Raw genomic sequence first — 17,857 nt, forward strand, 5'->3', positions numbered from 1 at the left:
GGGGAACGTAGGGTCACGTCAACCCCCGGACGAGAGAAGGACCCGAAACCATGGAGCTCGACCACGAATTCACCGTCCCGGTACCGGTGGAGCAAGCCTGGTCGGTGCTGCTCGACGTGGAGCGCGTCGCGCTGTGCATGCCGGGCGCGACCCTCGACTCGGCGGCGGACGAGGAGTACCAGGGACGGCTCCGGGTGCGGGTCGGCGCCATGACGATCACCTACCGGGGCGTCGCCCGGATCGTCGTCGCGGACGAGGGCTCCCGCACCCTCACGATCGACGCGCGCGGCAAGGAGGCGCGCGGATCCGGCACCGCCAACGCGACCGTCCAGGCCCGGCTGCGCGAGGAGGACGGCACGACCCGCGTGACCGTCCACACCAAGCTGAACGTGACGGGCCGTCCGGCGCAGTTCGGCCGGAACATCCTGTCCGAGGTGGGCGGGAAGCTCATCGGCCGCTTCGCCAAGGCCCTCGCCGAGGAGCTCGCGGCCTCAGAGGCCGACACCGCGCCGGTCGAAGTCGCACAGGTCGCCGAGGTGAAGCGTCTGGAGGCCGTCGAGCAGCCCACCGCTCCGGCCGACGAGACCCCTGCCGAAGTGCCTGCCGAGGCTCCTGGTGAGGTGCCGCAGGTGCCGACCGTGCCGCGTCCGCGTCCGGTCAGCCCCGTCGAGCAGGACGTCCCCGGGAACCGGGCCGAGTCGGACAGCGGCCGGCAGGACGCCGTGCCCGCGCCGGTCACCCGGATCCACCCGCGCCGCGAGGACGACGCGATCGACCTGCTGGAGGTCGCCGGCCCGTCCGTCGCCAAGCGGGTCCTCCCGGTCGCCGGGGCCGTCGCGTTCCTGCTGGCGCTGATCTACCTGCTGCGCCGTCGCCGCCACTGACGGCCGAGCGGGCGCGCATCCCGATCGGATCGCCAAGGGGGGGTCAATGATCGTCCGCGCTCCGGTCGTGACGATGGCGGTGCGCGGGCGGGTTCCGGTCGGGTTGACCCGTGCACACCCTCGATGGACGGCCCGGCGGACCGGCGCGTCCCCGTGACGCCTGGTGGTACCGGGAGCGGCGGGCGATCCTGTCGCGTGAGCTGCGCCGCCTCGGCCCGCCCGGACACGCCGCGCACCTGGGCTGCGGCGACGGCGGGGACACCCTCCACCTGAACCGGCACGGCTGGCGCGCGACCGCGCTCGACCCCGACCCGTCCGCCGCGCTCGCCCTCGGAGTGGACGCGCTGCGGGCCGACCTGTGCCACCTGCCACTGCAGTCCGGCGGCTTCGACCTCGCGGTCGCCTTCGACTCCCTCGCCCGCGTCGAGGACGACCACCGCGCCGCCGCCGAGATCGCCCGCGTGCTGCGTCCGGGCGGAACGGCCCTGGTGACCGTCCCGCACGACATGCGGCTGTGGTCGGCGCACGACCTGTCCTGCGGACACGTCCGCCGCTACACCGGCGACGCGTTCTCGGCACTGCTGACCGGGGCGGGCCTGGTCATCGACCGGCTGTGGAACTGGAACGTGCTGCTGCGGCCGCTCGCCCGCCTGCGCCGCCACAATGTCGCGGGCTGGGAGACCCGGGCGCGCCACCCGGCCGCCGACCGCGTCCTCGGCTGGATCGTCCAGGCCGAGGACCTCCTGCCGCTGCACAGCCTGTCCGGCACGACCCTCATCGCGCGTGCGCACCGTCCGCCGGACGACCACGACACCTCGGAGGTCGACGCCGTCGAGCTAGAACAGGCCTGACCAGACAGAACGAAGCCGCCTCCCCGCGGAAACCCAGTCCGTGAGGAGGCGGCCCACCGAGCGGGACGGTCAGTCGGCGAGAAGGCGGTCGACCGCGCGGGACGCGGCGTTCCCGTCGTCGTACGGGCAGTACGTGGCACGGAAGGACGCGTAGGCCGGGGCGTAGGGCAGGCGCGCCGCGTCGTTCTCGGCGAGGGCCGCGAGGGCGCCCGCGACCTCCTCGGACGTCCGGACGATCGGGCCCGGGGCCTCGGCGTCGTAGTCGAGGTAGAAGCCGCGGACGGTGTCGCGGTACGCCTCCAGGTCGTAGGCGAAGAAGACCATCGGCTTCCTGGTGACCGCGAAGTCGAACATCGCCGACGAGTAGTCGGTGACCAGGACGTCCGCGGCGAGGTACAGCTCGGCGATCTCGCCGTACCGGGACACGTCGATCACGAACCCGTCGGAGTCCGACCAGGTCCGGTCGGTGATCAGGTAGTGCGCCCGGACGAGCACGACGTGGTCGTCGCCGAGCCGCTCGCGCAGCAGGTCGAGGTCGAGTTCGAGCGAGAACGCGCGGCGGCCGGGGGCGAGGTGGTGGTCGTCCCGCCAGGTGGGGGCGTAAAGGACGACCCGCTTCCCGTCCGGAATTCCGAGCCGTTCCCGGACGCGCGCCGCGATCCCGTCCCTGTCCGGCGAATCGAGCACGTCGTTGCGCGGGTACCCGGTCTCCAGGATCTCGCCGTCGTACCGGAACGCGCGCCGCATGATCGGCGTGGTGAACGGGTTCGGCGAGATCAGGACGTCCCAGCGCGGCACCTCGCGCACCATCCAGTCGAGCGTCTCGGTGCGCTTGTACGGCATGTCGCGCAGGTCGTGGGCGAGCCGCTTCAGCGGCGTCCCGTGCCAGGTCTGCAGGTAGGTCTGGCCCTCGCGCTTCACGAACCACGGCAGCTGGCCGTAGTTCCCGACGACCCAGCGCGCCCGCGCCATGACCTCGTAGTGCTCGCGGCTTTCCATCAGCACCGCGCGGGCGCCCTCGGGCACGTCGAACTGCCCGTCCCGGGTGACCCACACGCACTCGACGTCCGGACGGCGCCGCCGCAGCTCCTCGAACACCGCGCGCGGGCTGCACGAGTACTGGACGCCCTCATAGGAGTCGAACACGGCCAGGTCGCGCAGTGGACGCTCGCGCATGCGCGGGTACTCGTCCTCCTGGATGCGCAGCTGCGCGTGGTGGCCGCGCTCGTCGTCCGCGAGGTCCGGCCGGACGCTGAAGGCGAGCGCGTCGCCCTGGTGCAGGCCGAACGCGATCTCGTGCCACCCGACGAGCCTCGGCTCGGGCAGCCCGGCGATGGCGGAGCGCTCCATCACGACCATGGTCTCGCCGGCCTCGGAGTCGACGACGAGGTCCCAGAGGCCACTGCCGAGCGGACGCCCGGAGCCGAACAGCGTCATCCGGCCGGGGGTCAGATCGGCGTGGAACCCGTGATCGTCCCAGGTCAGCGGGACGCGGTACTCCTCGCTCGACCGCCGCCGCCGGACGATCAGCTCGTCCGGAACGGGCCCCGCCGACATCGCGCCGGTCAGGACGAGCCGGTCGCCGCCGGTCCAGCGGGCGCCCGTGACCACCGGACGCCGGAACCGCTCGACGCCCCGGACGTTGCCGTACCGCGTGCGGGTCAGCGTGAAGTCCTGCGCCCCGACCGGGTAGCGTGCCTCGCCCACCCCGTCGGCGAACATCATCCGGACCGGCTTGCCCGCGACGCACAGCCTGAACTCCCAGTTCACGCCGTCGCTGATGCGGGTCGCGCGGGCGACGCGGTCCTCGGCGGACGGGTCGGAGAGCAGCTCGTCCAGCGGCAGTTCGACCGTGAACCGCTTCCCGCCGCCCTCGGCCGCCACGTCCTGGAGGGTCCCCTCGACCAGCCCCTGCCCGTGCTGCCGCTGCACCCGGACGACCGGCGCGTCGCCGAGGGCGAGGGACGTCCAGCCGTCCAGGCGCAGCGCGCCGTCCTCGGTGATCCGGTGGCCGAGGACGAGCGCCCGCTCCGGCTTCACCTGCAGGACGAACCCGTCCGGGTCGAAGCTCGGCTGCACCTTGACGCCCTCGGCGACCGTCCGCGCGGGCGCCCAGCCCGCGCGCGGAAGCCTGGGCGAGCCGACGCGCCGCTCGCCGCGCATGCCCTGCGCGTCCACGGCGACGTGCAGTTCCCAGGTCATCCCGCGCCAGCGGCCGGCCCTCTTGAGGCGGTCCGGGTCCACCAGGAGGGTGAAGCCCGAGTGCGCGTAGTCCGCCGCCGACTGCCCGGACGTGGCGGTCACGTCGGGCCGGACGACCCGCTCGTGCGAAAGGTCGATCCGCCTGCGTCCGCGCCGGTCCTGGAGCCAGACGCGCATCCTGAGGTCGCGCGGGGAGGCCGCCGGGATCCGCGAGAAGTGGGCGTGCCCGTCGATCCGGAGCCCCTCGCCCTCCCAGCGGACGTCGTCCACGTACGCCCAGAGCCTCAGCTCGTCGGTGACGTCGTACACCTCGTCCGGGACGCCGCGCGCGACGTCCCCGAAGAACGGGTAGTCCATGTGCCAGCGGTGCCGGAACAGGCCGCGCCGGACGGCCGCCGCGTTCCGGTCGCCGGTCCTCTCGAACCGCAGGACCTCCAGCAGCTCCGGCACCATCCGGCGTTCCAGCAGGTGGAGCCGGAGGCGCTTGCGCATCGGCAGCATCGCGCGCGCGCCGGGCGCCGCGTCCCGCAGGCAGCCGACGCCGAGCTCGACGATGCGCTCGCGCTCCTCGTCGGTCGCGAGGACGAGGTTCTCGGTGAGGACGCCGAGGTCCACGTCCAGCGCGTACCGGTCGTAGGCGACCTTGAGTGCCGGGTCGTGCTCGTCCAGGAAGGCGTGCACCAGGCGGACCGACGTCATGCGGTCCTCCAGGTTGGACAGCTCCGCCTTCCGCTTGGTGATGGAACCCGGACGTTCACGCCAGTAGTAGACGGGCTGCGAGAACACGTCCACGGACTCCGCAAGGACGTGCGCGGCTACCATGACCGGCGAGTCCTCGTAGAGGATCCCGGGGAAGCTCAGCTCACTCTCGTCCCAGAACGAGCGCCGGAACACCTTGTTCCAGACCATCCGGTCCTGCATGAGGTTGTGCTGCCAGGACACGTGCGTCCGCTCGACGCTCCGCTCGCACGGCTCCTGGTGCGCCCAGCACTGCCAGGTGCGCGCGCCGTTGAAGCGGCGGACGTTCCCGCACGCCATGTCCGAGCCCGTCCGGTCCAGGCTCTCGGTCATCAGCTCGTAGGCGTACCGGGCGACCACGTCGTCGCTGTCGACGAACGCGAGGTACTCACCGGTCGCGTGCCGGAGGCCGGTGTTGCGCGCCGGCCCGAGCCCCTGGTTCTCCTGCTGGACGAGCCGGAACCGCGGATCCCGGTCGGCGAACGCCTTGGCGATGACCGCGCAGTTGTCCGGCGACCCGTCGTCCACCATGACGACCTCGAGGTCGTCGAGGGTCTGCCGGGCGAGCGAGACCAGGCACTCCTCCAGGTACTCCTCCACGTCGTAGAACGGGACGACGATGCTGATCTTCGGTGCCACAGGGCGCTCCAGGGTGAGGCGGGCCGGACGACGGACGTCGGCGGTCGGGATCACGGGGCACGGGGAGCGGGGGCACGGGGAGCGGAGGCATGGGGTGCGAGGGTCTGGGGGGCGGGAGCACGGGGCGCGAGGGCATGGGCGCGGCTCAGAGGACGGCGTCGAGGACGCGCGCGGCGGCGCGTCCGTCATCGTGGGGGCAGTAACGGTCCTGGAAGGCCGCGTAGCGGTGCGCGTAGGCGGGGACGAGCACGTCGAGCGTGCGCAGGGCGTCGGTCAGGTCGTCCTGGGTGCGCAGCACCGGGCCCGGGGCCTCGGCGTCCAGGTCGATGTAGAGGCCGCTCCCCTGCTCGGCCTCCTGCGGGAAGAACAGGATCGGCCTGCCGGTCACGGCGAAGTCGAACATCGCCGACGAGTGGTCGGTGACCAGCACGTCCGCGATCAGGTACAGCTCGGCGACGTCCGGGTAGGCGGAGACGTCCAGGACGGTCCCGTCCGCCGGGACGGGCGTCGACCCGGCGCCCGGGTGGTCGGTGCGCAGCAGCAGGACGTGGTCCGGGCCGAGCGCGGCGGACATGCGGGCGAGGTCGAGCGCGGGCCGGAACCCGCGCGGGTCCTTCCGCCGGGCCGGCGCGTACATGACGACGCGCTCGCCGGGCGAGATGCCGAGCCGCAGCCGGACGGCGGCGGCCATCCGCTCGCGGTGCGCGTTGGCGAAGATGTCGTTGCGCGGATACCCGCTGACCAGCACCTCACCGTCGTAGCCGAACGCGCGGCGGAACAGCGGCACGGAGAACCAGTTCTGGGCGAGCAGCAGGTCCCACTGCGGGACGTCGTACTCCATCCAGGGCCGCTTCCCGGCGCACCGCTCGGGCCGGTCGGCGACGTCCCAGCCCATCTTCTTGAGCGGCGTCCCGTGCCAGCACTGCACGTAGGTCTGGCCGTCGCGCTTCGCGAACCACTCCGGCTGCGACCAGTTCCCGAACAGGTAGCGGGCGCCGGCCATCACCTCGTAGTGCTCGCGGCTCCCGGCCAGGACCGTCCGGGCGCCGGTGGGGGTGCCGAAGTCGGCGTTCCGCGTCACCCAGACGCAGTCGAGGTCGCTGCGCCGGCGGCGGAGCTCGTCGTGCAGGCCGCGCGGATTGCAGGAGTACTGGCGTCCCCGGTAGGAGTCGAAGACGACCAGGTCGCGGACGGGACGGACGCGCTGGGCGGCGTAGTGGCGGCGCTGGATCCGGGCCTGCCGGTACGCCCCGCGCTCCTCCTCGCCCAGCGCCGTCCGGACCTTGAGCAGGACGGCTCCGTCCCGGCCCACGAGCAGCGTCAGCTCGTGCCGTCCGCCGACCCGCGGCCCGGGGAACCCGGCGGCCGGACGGCGTTCGGCGAGCAGCGGACGATCGCCCGCGAGCAGCTCCCAGCGCCCCGGGACGAGCGGACGCTCCAGCCCGAGCGACCGCATCCGGCACGGCGTCAGCGTCCCGACGAACAGCCGTCCCTGCCAGCTCAGCGGGATCGTGTACCGCTCCCCCGAATCGCGCCGCCGGATCGTCAGGCCGTCCACGCCTGCCCCGGGATCGGCGCAGGTCCCGGCCAGGTGCAGGGTGCCGTCGGCACGCCAGAACGCCTCGGTCAGGACGTGCCGCGGCGCGCGGCTGGCCCCGCAGAGGTCGCCGGAGCGGGACACGGCCAGCGCGACCTCGGTGCCGTCCCACGCGTACCGGCCCTCGGGGACGTCCTCCGGGAAGGCCACCCTCAGCCCGCCGGTGACCGCGAACGACCAGTCGGCCCGGACGGCGGTGAGGTCGGCGAACGGCAGGCGCGCGCGGAACGCGACGCCCTCGGCGTCCTCCTCGTCGAGTCGGTCGATCTTCGTGCGGATCTTGGCGAGACCGCGCGCGGTCGCCGTCAGGCACGCCTTCGGACCGGGGTCGTCGAGCAGCACGCCCCGGATCTCCAGGTGGTCGCCGCTCCGGCCGTGCCCGGTCAGGACGGCGTCGCTCGTCCGGACGCGCAGCAGCTGGCGCCCTTCGGCCGCGACCGTCTGGAGCCGGAGGCCGGAAGACAGCACGCGGTCCAGCGGCCACCGGACGCCCGCCCTCGGGGGCGCGAGCGTCCGCCGCCGGTGCACGCCCTGCGTCGTGATCTCCACGCAGAACCGCCAGTCGCCGGTGCGCCAGCGGCCGAGCAGCTTCAGCGCCGCGGGATCGATCTCCGCGGTGAACCCCGAGTCGTCGTAGCAGGCCGCCGACTGCCCGGACGCGGCGGTCACGTCGGGGCGGCGCGTCCGCCGGACGGGGAGGCGCACCAGTCCGGGCCGTCCGCTCGCGAGGAGCCAGAGCCTGATGCGGCTGCCCTCGGAGTCCAGCAGCGGGATGTAGGCGTGGCCTTCGACACGCAGCCGGTCCCCGGCCCAGGCGGCGCGGTCCACGCGCGCGACCGGCCGCATCTCGTCGGTCACGTCGTACACGTGCGCGGGGACGCCGAGCGACGCGTCCTCGAAGTAGGGGTGGCAGGCGAACCAGCGGGCCCGGCGGCCGCGCCGCACCACCGGCACGTTCACGGCCTCGCCCGCGAGCTCGTGCCGGACGACCTCCAGCAGCTCGCCGCCCAGCCCGCGGGTGAGCAGGTGCAGCTTGAGGCGGGTCAGCGCGGGCTGCCCGGCCGGAACGGACGAGGTGAGCCGTCCGGCGATCTCCGCGCCGAGCGCCGTCAGCTCGGCCCGCTCCGCCTCGTCCGCGCGGGCCAGGGCGGTCATCAGCCCGGCCAGCTCGATCCGGACCAGCACGTGCTCGTCGTAGAACCGGACGACGTCCGGAGCCTCGCAGGTCAGGAAGTCGCGGTCGGCGCTCGCCGCGGCCAGCCGGTCGATCAGGGCGCGGCACCCCCGGTCGGGCGTGGGCGCGGACGGATACGGGACGTCCAGAACGTCGATCTTCTCGGCGAGCGCGAGGGCCCGGACGGCCGTCGAGCGCTCCCCGTTCGCGCGCGTCAGGTCGCAGCGCCGCCAGAAACCCCGCCGGAAGACCTTCCCGGCGAGGCCCGGATCGCGCAGGAGCCCGGGGCTCTGGACGAGGCTCGTGCACTCGGCGTTCGCCGGTCCGGACGCGGCGACGTCGGCCCCGGTGCGGTCCAGGGACGCCGCGAGGACGGCGAAGAACGCCGCCGGGACGATCTCACCGGCGTCCACGAAGGCGAGAAACCGGCCGGACGCCGCCGCGACCCCCACGTCCCGCGCCGCGTCCACCCCTCCCGGCGATACCCGCTCGGCGTCCGATCCCCCCGGGGGCCGTGGCTCGCCGGCGTCCGGATCGTCCGGGAGGGGCTGCTCGACCAGCCTGAACCGGGGGTCCCGCCTGGCCATCTCCTTCGCCACGACCGCGCCCCCGTCGTCCGACCCGGCGTCCACCAGGACGACCTCCAGGTCGTGCAGCCGCTGCTCCGCGAGCGCCGTCAGGCAGGCGCCGAGGCGTTCCTCGGCGTTGCGGAACGGGACGACGACGCTGAGCTTCGGGGACATGCCTCCAGGATGGTCACACCCGGTGATCACCAAGGCCCGGATCGTCATCGCCAGGCCGCCCCCTGACGCAGACTTGACCCGTCCGTGGCGCGGCCTGAGCGCGTCCATCGCCCCAGCTCAGCCGCTACATCACCGTCCCGCGCCCGGAATCGCGCCGGTGGTCAGGCTCCGGTCCGCAGCCCCGGCCACTCCTTCGCGGCGGCGTCACGGAGCGCCTCGGCGAGCGCCTCGTAGTCGTCCGCGCGGGCCGACGTGGCCCGGTACGCCAGCCCGATCCGCCGGGACGGCGCGGGCGCGGCGAAGCGGTGCTCGGCCAGGCCCGGCGCCCGGCGCGTCTCGACGGCGAGCGCGGTCTCCGGCACGAGCGTCACGCCCAGCCCGCCCGCCACCAGCTGGACGAGCGTGGACAGGCTCGTCGCGTACGTCGCGGACCCGGCGCGCGCGCCGACCTCCCGGCACACGTCCAGCGCCTGGTCGCGCAGGCAATGGCCCTCGTTCAGCAGGATCACGTCCAGGTCGTTCAGCGTGTGCCGCTCGACCAGCGGCGGCAGCTCCGCCTCCACGGGCGCGACCAGCGCGAAGTCCTCGTCGTAGAGGGTGAGTTCGGTCACCCCGGTCGCCGGGACGGGCAGCGCCAGCAAGATCACGTCCAGCCGTCCGGCGAGCAGTTCGGCGGTGATCTCGCCGGTCTGCTCCTCGTGCACCGACAGCTCCAGCTCGGGGAACCGCGCGGCCAGGTGCGGCAGGACGACCGGCAGCAGGTACGGCGCGACGGTCGGGATCACGCCGAGCCGAAGCGGCCCGACCAGCGGCCCCCGCACCGCCTCCACGTCCTCGACCAGCCTGTCCAGCTCGGCCATGACGGTCTCGGCGCGCCGCGCGACCCGCTCCCCGGCGGGCGTCAGGAGGACGCGCCGTGTCGTACGCTCCACCAGCCGGGTGTTCAGCGTCTCCTCCAGCGCGGCGACGGCCCCCGACAGCGCGGGCTGGCTCATCCGCAGCGCGGCGGCCGCGTCCCGGAAGTGCAGATGCTCGGCCAGCGCCAGGAACGCGCGCAGCTGGGCGACGGACGGACGGCTGATAGCCAACTCCTATCACTCGATCCCCATTGATCCGATTTCTCTTTTCACCGTACCTGGTGCACCCTGGTGGACGTCGGTCAACGGGGGGCGACCGAGGTGGCTCCCCCGCGGGCTGACCTGCCAGGACGTGTCCCGCCGCCGCGCGTGGCCGTCCTTTCGGAGTCGCAACCAAAGGAGCCTTGCGTGCTTACCGTCGGAGACCAGTTCCCCGAGTACGAGCTGACCGCCTGCGTCTCGCTCGACGCTGACAACGCCTTCGAGACGATCAACCACAAGACCTACGAGGGCAAGTGGCGCGTGGTGTTCTTCTGGCCGAAGGACTTCACCTTCATCTGTCCGACCGAGATCGCCGAGTTCGGCCGTCTCAACGAGGAGTTCGCCGACCGTGACGCCCAGGTCCTCGGCGCGTCCGTCGACAACGAGTTCGTCCACTTCGCGTGGCGCAAGGACCACCCGGACCTGCGCGAGCTGCCGTTCCCGATGCTGTCGGACCTGAACCGCGAGCTCACCTCCGAGCTCGGCATCCTCACCCCGGACGGCGTCGCCCAGCGCGCCACCTTCATCGTGGACCCGAACAACGAGATCCAGTTCTCGATGGTCACCGCGGGCTCGGTCGGCCGGAACGTCAAGGAGGTCCTCCGGGTCCTCGACGCCCTGCAGAGCGACGAGCTGTGCCCCTGCAACTGGAACAAGGGCGAGGACACCCTCGACGCCGCCAAGCTGATGGCCGGCGCCGACGCCTGAGCGTCCCCCTGATCCACCCCGCCGCCTGACCGCGGCGCCCGAGGAAGCGGCCGGTCGCGGACGACCGCGGCCGGCCGCAGCCGTCCCGAAAGGAACCCGACATGAGCGTCGACGCGCTGAAGGCCGCCCTCCCCGACTACGCCAAGGACACCAAGCTGAACCTGGGCTCGGTGACGACCACCTCGTCGCTCTCCGAGCAGCAGCTCTGGGGCACGATGCTCGTCTCCGCCCTGGCCTCCCGCAACGCCCGCGTCGTCCGCGAGATCGCCGACGACGCCGCCGACTACCTGTCGGCCGAGGCGTTCACGGCCGCCAAGGCCGCCGCGTCCATCATGGCGATGAACAACGTCTACTACCGCTCCACGCACCTGCTGAGCGACGACACCTACGGGACGCTCCGCGCGGGCCTGCGGATGAGCGTCATCGGCAAGCCGGGCGTCGAGAAGACCGACTTCGAGCTGTGGTGCCTCGCGGTCTCCGCGGTCAACGGCTGCGGGCAGTGCCTGGACTCCCACGAGAAGGTCCTGCGGGACGCGGGCATGCCGCGCGAGCAGGTCCAGGAGGCCGTGAAGATCGCCGCCGTCGTCCACGCCGCCGCCCTCACCCTCGAGGCCGAAGAGGCCCTGGCCCCCGCCACGGTCTGACACCACCCCGCGAAGAACACCACGCGCCACCAGAGCCCGGTACGGAGCCCCTCCGAGCCGGGCTCTCGCGCACCAAACCCCCGCCCGCAGGCCGGTCCGCAGCCCTTCCACGGCCCGCCCGCAGGCATGTCCGCAGACAGGCCCACGGGCGCGCCCGCAGGCATGCCGCCGGGCACGTTCGCGGGTCAGTGGGAGGCGGAGGACGGGGGTTGGGGGAGGGTGATCTCCTCGGCGTCCAGGCGGCGCTGGGCGCGGCTCAGCGAGGACGAGCGGTGGGTGCCGGTGCGGTGGGCTTCGAGGAGCGCCGTCCGCTCGGCCTCCACGACCCGCAACCGCAGGTCCCGGTACTGCTCGCGGGCCCTGTCGTAGTCGGGCGCGGGCTCCGCGGGCGGGACGGCCGGGATCCGCTCGTCCGCGCGGACCTTGGCGATCACGTCGGGCGGGAAGGATCCGTCGCGCTCGACCCGGTCCAGGACCTCCGCGCCCCGCGCGTTCAGCTCGCGGACCAGCGAACGGTAGTCGTCCCGCAGCCGGTCCGGGTCGTCCGGCGGGACCTTCGCGGCCTTGATCACCGAGGGCAGGGTGAGCCCCTGGAGCAGCAGCGTGGTCGCCGCGACGACGAACGCGATCAGCACCAGCTCCGGACGCAGCGGGGTGTCCTCCGGCAGGGCCTGCACCGCCGCGACCGTGATCGCGCCGCGCATCCCGGACCAGGCGAGCACCGCGCCCCCGCGCCAGCCGAGCGTGTCCTCCAGCGCGAACCGGGCGTCCGCGGACGCCCGCGTCAGCCGCCGCTCGACCTGCCCCTTGCGCCGGTCGTCGGGCCGCTCGTCCAGCCGCGAACGCCACTCGCGCAGCCTCGGGACGGCCCGCTCCGCGCGCTGCTCCTCCCGCCGGACGGTCACCATCAGGAACGGCAGGAAGACGATCCGCACCAGGATCACCGCCGCGGACGCCACCAGCCCCAGTACCAGCGCGTGCCCGACGCTCAGATGGTGCCGTCCTACCTCGTCCACCAGGCCGTGCAGGCCGAGCCCCATGAACAGGAAGATCCCGCTCTCCAGCAGGAACGCGATCGTCCGCCAGTTGGTCTGCTCGGTCAGCCGGTCCGCCGCGCTGAGCAGGCCCGGCGCCCGCGCCCCGGTGATCAGCCCGGTCACCACGACCGCGAGGATCCCGGACGCCTCCAGCTCCTCGGCCGGGAGGAACGCCACGAACGGCACCACGAACGACAGCGCCGTCCCCATCACCGGGTCGTTCAGCCGGGCCCGCACCAGCAGGACCACGTTCCCGACGATCCATCCCACAATGGACGCCATGACCACCGAGTAGACGAACTCGGCCGCCACCCAGCCGATCGACACCGACGCCGCGATCGCCGCGACCGCCGACCGGAGCAGCACCAGGGACGTCGCGTCGTTGACCAGCCCCTCGCCCTCCAGGATGGTCAGCAGCCGGGACGGCAGCCCGAGCCGCCGTCCCACCGACGTCGCCGCCACCGCGTCCGTCGGGCTCACCACCGCGCCCACCGCGAACGCCACCGGCAGCGGAATCTCGGGGATCAGCCAGTTCAGCAGCCACCCGACCAGCAGCATCGTCGCCACCACCAGCAGGACGGCCAGCCCGAAGATCAGCCGCCGGTTCCGCCGGAAGTCGGCCGCCGGCATGCTCACGGCCGCCGCGTACATCAGCGGCGGCAGGACCCCGGCGAGCACCAGCTCAGGCGGGACGTCCGGCCGCGGCACCCCCGGCACGAACCCGAGCACGCCCCCGACCACCACCAACGCCAGCGGCGCCGCCAGCCCCAGCCGCTCGGCGAACGCCGCCACCGCGACCAGACTGATGACCCCGACCACGGCGACGAGCGCACCTGCCATGCCCCGCAGCCTCCGGCCGCGTCACGCCCCCGTCCACGCGCCGCCCGGCCTCCTACCCAACCCATGAACGCAGAAAGACCCCGGACAGACCGTCCGGGGCCTTCCCCCACGAGCTCGAACACCGGCCGCCTCCCGGCGGCTCAGCCTCCGGAGAGGCCTACTCCCACTCGATGGTGCCCGGGGGCTTGCTGGTGATGTCGACGACGACGCGGTTGACCTCGCGGACCTCGTTGGTGATCCGCGTGGAGATCCTCGACAGGACGTCGTAGGGCAGCCGGGCCCAGTCGGCGGTCATGGCGTCCTCGCTGGTCACCGGGCGCAGCACGACCGGGTGGCCGTAGGTGCGGCTGTCGCCCTGGACGCCCACCGACCGCACGTCGGCGAGCAGGACGACCGGGAACTGCCAGATCTCGCGGTCGAGCCCGGCGCGGGTCAGCTCCTCGCGGGCGATCGCGTCGGCGTCGCGCAGGATGTCCAGCCGCTCGCGGTTCACGGCGCCGATGATCCGGATGCCGAGGCCGGGGCCGGGGAACGGCTGGCGCCAGACGATCTCGGCGGGCAGTCCGAGCTGCTCGCCGAGCGCGCGGACCTCGTCCTTGAACAGCGTGCGCAGCGGCTCGACCAGGGTGAACTGCAGGTCCTCGGGCAGGCCGCCGACGTTGTGGTGGGACTTGATGTTGGCCGCGCCGGTGCCGCCGCCCGACTCCACCACGTCCGGGTACAGGGTGCCCTGGACGAGGAACTCGACCTCCTCGGCCGAGGTGCCGACGATCTCCCGCGCGGCCTCCTCGAACACCCGGATGAACTCGCGGCCGATGATCTTCCGCTTGGTCTCCGGGTCGGTGACGCCCTCCAGCGCGGTGAGGAACCGCTCCTGGGCGTCCACGACGTGCAGGTTGACGCCGGTGGCGGCGACGAAGTCCTTCTCGACCTGCTCGGCCTCGCCCTTGCGCAGCAGCCCGTGGTCGACGAACACGCAGGTCAGCTGGGATCCGATGGCGCGCTGGACGAGCGCCGCCGCGACCGCGGAGTCCACGCCGCCCGACAGCCCGCAGATCGCCCGCTTGTCCCCGACCTGCTTGCGGACCTCCTCGATCGACTCCTCGGCGATGTTGACCATGGTCCACCCGGGACGGCAGCCCGCGCCCTCGTAGAGGAACCGGCGGAGCACCTCCATCCCGTGCTCGGTGTGCAGCACCTCGGGGTGGAACTGGACGCCGTAGAAGCCGCGCTCCCGGTCCTCCATGCCCGCGACCGGCGTGACGTCGGTGGACGCCGTGACCGTGAAGCCCTCGGGCGCGGCGGACACGAAGTCGCGGTGGGACATCCACACCGCCTGCCGCTGGGGCAGGCCCTCGAGCAGCATGCCCGGCGTGGTGACCGCGATCTCGGCCCCGCCGTACTCGGCGATCTCGGAGTTGGCGACCGTGCCGCCGAGCTCCTGGGCCATCACCTGGTGGCCGTAGCAGATGCCCAGCGTCGGAACGCCGATGTCGAACAGGCCGTCCGGCGCCGCCGGGGCCCCTTCCTCGTACACCGAGGCAGGGCCGCCGGACAGGATGATCGCCTTCGGCTTCTTCGCGAGCATCTCCGCCGCCGACATGGTCGACGGGACGATCTCGGAGAACACATGGCACTCGCGGACGCGTCGTGCGATCAGCTGCGCGTACTGCGCGCCGAAGTCGACGACGAGAACGGTGTCAAAGGACTGGTCTACTGCCACCAACAGCGCCTTTCGCGGTACGGACGAGGCGGAGAGTCCTTTCAGTTTAGGGGCCCGCTGCCTGCGCCGATGCCCCGCCCCGGGGTGTCCCCCGCCACGCTGCGCCCCGGTCCGATAACGGACGGCACCGAATCCCCCGCACTCCAAGCACATTCGGCCACCCTCTGATACGTCTTGACGACACACCGTGGCCATTCCAGGCCCGTCCCGCAAGGAGCCCCCGTGAAACCCCTCCTCGCCGCCATTCTCCTAGCCACCACCCCCCTCACCCCACCCCTCGCCTCCCCCCTCCTCTCCCACTCCGCCTCCCCCTGCACCACCCCCCAATCCCCACCCACCCGCCACCCGCCCTTGATCAACCGCACGACACCCCTCACCCCGGACAAGGACGCCCCAGCCCCCCCACCCCACGCCCAGCAGGCCATCGCGCGACCAGCCACACCCCCAAGCACCCCAACGAACGCCGCAAGACCAAACACCACCCCAGCGAACGTGGCCCAACCGAGCCCCCTCCCACCCCACGCCCCGGCGGACGTGCCACAGGCCGCAGCACAACCAGCCACCACCCCACCTCACACCCCAGCAGGCACGGCATGGGTCCTGGCACGACCAGCCCCCCTCCCGCTCCGCACCCCAGCACAACCAGGCGCCATTCCTCCCCGCACCCCAGCAGACGTGGCGCAACCGGGCATCGCCTCGCCCCTCACCCCGGCAGGCGCAGCACGCCCAGACGCCATCCCGCCCCTCGCCCCGGCGGGCGCGGCATGGGCCCTGGAACAACCAGCCGCCCTCCCGCTCCGCACCCCAGCTAGCACCGCACAACCGGACGCCGTCCCGGCTCGCGCCTCAGCAGGCACGGCACAACCAGGCGCCACTCCTCCCCGCACCCCAGCAGGCGTGGCGCAACCGAGCGCTGTTCTGCCCTTTGCCTTGGCGGGTGTGGCAGGTTCGAGCGTCGTCCCGCGAGGGGGCGGACGGGAAGGGGGGACGCGCGGGGTGAGCCTGCTGGACGGGGCGGAGGCGCGGGTTCGGCCGGGGAGCCACGTTCCGGAGCGGAACATCGCCGGGGCGGACGAGTCGGCGGCCGCGGAGCGGCAGTTGGACGGGCTGCTGGCGCAGTTGGGCATGCCGGTGACCGCCCTGCCACGGCCGTCGGCGATCCCGGGGTCCGGGGCGCGGCGGAGGCTGTCCGAGGAGGTACGGATCCCCGTGTACTTCCACGTGTTGCACAACGGAAGCCTCGGCAACGTCTCCGCCGCGCTCGTCCGCAAGCAGATCGCCGCGCTGAACTCGGCCTACGGCGGACGGTACGGCGGAGCCGACACCGGATTCTCCTTCGACCTCCAATCGATCAGTCGTTCCGACAACGCGTCCTGGTACTCCAACCCGGAGGCGACCGAGCGGGACTTCAAGCCCCGGCTCCGCCGCGGCGGAGCGGGCGCGCTCAACCTCTACAGCGCCGATCTCGGCGACGACCTGCTCGGCTGGTCCACCTTCCCGTGGCTGTTCAAGGGCGCCCCGCAGATGGACGGCGTCGTGGTCCACGTCGGGAGCATGCCGGGCGGAACGGTCGACCACTTCAACCGCGGGTTCAGCGCCGTCCATGAGACGGGGCACTGGCTGGGCCTGTTCCACCCGTTCGAGGGCGGCTGTAGCGGGCCCGGCGACTACGTCGACGACACCCCGCCCGAGCGCGAGGCCACCAACGGGTGCCCGGCGAGCAAGAACACCTGCCCGAGGCCCGGCACCGACCCCATCCACAACTTCATGGACTACTCCTGGGACGCCTGTATGACCCAGTTCACCCACGGCCAGGGCGTCCGCGCCCACGAGGAGTACACCGCCTACCGCGCCTGACCCGCCCGAGCCGCCCGAGGGGACTCCCGCCCCCGCCTGGGCGGGTGGTCAGGAGATGGCGGCGCGGGCCCGGGTGAGACTCGCGGTGGTGTCGGGGGGAAGGCGGCGGACGGCCTCGCGGAAGGTCACGCCCGACATGCGTGCGAGATGGCGGGACGTCCAGTCGGTGACCCAGGCAGGATCTCTCTTGGACAGTTCGCGCAGGACCCAGCCGATGGCCTTGCGGATGAAGAACTCCTTCTCGTCGAGCAACACCTCCCCGTAGTGATCGATGCGTGCCAGGTCGGGGGTCTCCCGCCTGATTCCGGCCAGCAGCGCCAGGATCGCCGTGCGCCGTATCCACATGTACTCGTCGCCGACCCAGTTATCGAGCGCGTCCACGACCTGTGGATAACTCAGCGCCATCACTCCGACGACCTTCTCGGCCAGGATGTCCACCAGCGCCCACGTACTGGAATCGCGCACAAGCCGCTCGACGGCCCCGAGGTCGCACGCCTCCAGGACGTCCGCCCGCCGGGCCAGCACCTCGACGGCGGCGAGGCGCACCTCATGCACCGGACGCCCGGACTCGCTGAACGCCCACAATGCGTCCACCAGCGCCAGCAGGTCGTCCCGGGACGGCCGGACCCGCACGGACGCGACCGCTATGCGACGCACCGTGGGCACCGGCACCCCGATATGCGTGAAGGAGCTCTTCAGGTAGCGCTTCTCAGCCTCCGAGCGCGCTGGATCCCCGTGCGCGCGCAACTCGCGAACGATCCGGGCGACCTCGTCAGACACGTCCACGCCCGCACCCTAACGCGCGATACCTGACCCCAAACACGCGATCACACGAACCACCCGAAACTCCTCAGCCCTCCACGTCCCCCGCCACGCCGGGCTCCACGCACCCAACCCCGCCGGACTCCGCGCCCCCAGCCACCCGAAGCCCTCCACGCCCCCAGCCACGCCAAGCCTCCGCCCCCCAGCTCCGCCGGGCTCCGCACACCCAGCCCCGCCCGGGGCACCCAACCCCGCCAGGCTCTCCACGCATCCAGGCCACGCCCGGCATCCAGGCCACGCTAGGCACCTAGCCGCGCCAGGCCCTCCGCGCACCCGGCGA

The 17,857-nt window shown here is 72.9% G+C and carries 11 protein-coding genes; 5 read left to right on the plus strand and 6 right to left on the minus strand.

Annotation, left to right across the window (positions count from 1 at the left end):
* The first annotated feature begins 50 nt into the window (after window positions 1-50).
* Together AB0L06_RS04785 and AB0L06_RS04790 are read left to right on the plus strand one after the other, a co-directional pair.
* On the plus strand, window positions 51-884 hold the full coding sequence (locus AB0L06_RS04785; RefSeq protein ID WP_500229572.1) for an SRPBCC family protein: 834 nt from the start codon (window positions 51-53) through the stop codon (window positions 882-884).
* A gap of 110 nt (window positions 885-994) precedes the next feature.
* Entirely contained in the window at window positions 995-1,735 is a 741-nt protein-coding gene (locus AB0L06_RS04790) for a class I SAM-dependent methyltransferase (RefSeq protein WP_500229573.1), read from the plus strand.
* 69 nt (window positions 1,736-1,804) lie between these two features.
* Here AB0L06_RS04790 and AB0L06_RS04795 read toward each other — a convergent pair whose 3' ends face one another.
* The 3 genes from AB0L06_RS04795 to AB0L06_RS04805 form a co-directional block, all read right to left on the minus strand.
* Entirely contained in the window at window positions 1,805-5,314 is a 3,510-nt protein-coding gene (locus AB0L06_RS04795; RefSeq protein ID WP_500229574.1) for a bifunctional glycosyltransferase/CDP-glycerol:glycerophosphate glycerophosphotransferase, read from the minus strand.
* 145 nt (window positions 5,315-5,459) lie between these two features.
* On the minus strand, window positions 5,460-8,828 hold the full coding sequence (locus AB0L06_RS04800; RefSeq protein WP_500229575.1) for a bifunctional glycosyltransferase/CDP-glycerol:glycerophosphate glycerophosphotransferase: 3,369 nt from the start codon (window positions 8,826-8,828) through the stop codon (window positions 5,460-5,462).
* Window positions 8,829-8,989: 161 nt separating this feature from the next.
* Window positions 8,990-9,916 carry a LysR substrate-binding domain-containing protein gene (locus AB0L06_RS04805; protein WP_500229576.1) on the minus strand — a complete coding sequence of 309 codons (927 nt, stop codon included), beginning with the start codon at window positions 9,914-9,916 and terminating at the stop codon, window positions 8,990-8,992.
* A 177-nt stretch (window positions 9,917-10,093) separates the two neighbouring features.
* Here AB0L06_RS04805 and AB0L06_RS04810 point away from each other — a divergent pair, with 177 nt between their 5' ends.
* Complete coding sequence (locus tag AB0L06_RS04810) at window positions 10,094-10,654, plus strand: peroxiredoxin (protein WP_026415474.1); 561 nt, start codon at window positions 10,094-10,096, stop codon at window positions 10,652-10,654.
* 101 nt (window positions 10,655-10,755) lie between these two features.
* Window positions 10,756-11,298, plus strand: coding sequence for an alkylhydroperoxidase, AhpD family (gene ahpD / locus AB0L06_RS04815; protein ID WP_500229577.1), 543 nt, complete (start codon window positions 10,756-10,758; stop codon window positions 11,296-11,298).
* A gap of 185 nt (window positions 11,299-11,483) precedes the next feature.
* Here the strand turns inward: ahpD and AB0L06_RS04820 are convergent, their stop codons facing one another.
* The gene (locus tag AB0L06_RS04820) at window positions 11,484-13,175 is read right to left on the minus strand and encodes a cation:proton antiporter (RefSeq protein WP_500229578.1); all 1,692 of its coding nucleotides are present in this window, start codon (window positions 13,173-13,175) and stop codon (window positions 11,484-11,486) included.
* A 157-nt stretch (window positions 13,176-13,332) separates the two neighbouring features.
* Window positions 13,333-14,898, minus strand: a complete 1,566-nt coding sequence (gene guaA / locus AB0L06_RS04825) for a glutamine-hydrolyzing GMP synthase (RefSeq protein WP_500229579.1) — start codon at window positions 14,896-14,898, stop codon at window positions 13,333-13,335.
* A 996-nt stretch (window positions 14,899-15,894) separates the two neighbouring features.
* On the opposite strand from guaA, the gene AB0L06_RS04830 reads away from it, so the two are divergent.
* Complete coding sequence (locus AB0L06_RS04830) at window positions 15,895-16,755, plus strand: zinc metalloprotease (protein ID WP_500229580.1); 861 nt, start codon at window positions 15,895-15,897, stop codon at window positions 16,753-16,755.
* A gap of 48 nt (window positions 16,756-16,803) precedes the next feature.
* Here AB0L06_RS04830 and AB0L06_RS04835 read toward each other — a convergent pair whose 3' ends face one another.
* On the minus strand, window positions 16,804-17,541 hold the full coding sequence (locus AB0L06_RS04835; protein WP_500229581.1) for a DNA alkylation repair protein: 738 nt from the start codon (window positions 17,539-17,541) through the stop codon (window positions 16,804-16,806).
* Window positions 17,542-17,857 lie beyond the last annotated feature (316 nt).

This window comes from Spirillospora sp. NPDC052269, from assembly GCF_040679435.1.
Taxonomy (GTDB): Bacteria; Actinomycetota; Actinomycetes; order Streptosporangiales; family Streptosporangiaceae; genus Spirillospora.

Coding starts and splice junctions, on each gene's coding strand:
- AB0L06_RS04800 (WP_500229575.1), bottom strand. CDS start 8,828: ATGTCCCCGAAGCTCAGCGTCGTCGTCCCGTTCCGCAACGCCGAGGAA.
- ahpD (WP_500229577.1), top strand. CDS start 10,756: ATGAGCGTCGACGCGCTGAAGGCCGCCCTCCCCGACTACGCCAAGGAC.
- AB0L06_RS04785 (WP_500229572.1), top strand. CDS start 51: ATGGAGCTCGACCACGAATTCACCGTCCCGGTACCGGTGGAGCAAGCC.
- AB0L06_RS04820 (WP_500229578.1), bottom strand. CDS start 13,175: ATGGCAGGTGCGCTCGTCGCCGTGGTCGGGGTCATCAGTCTGGTCGCG.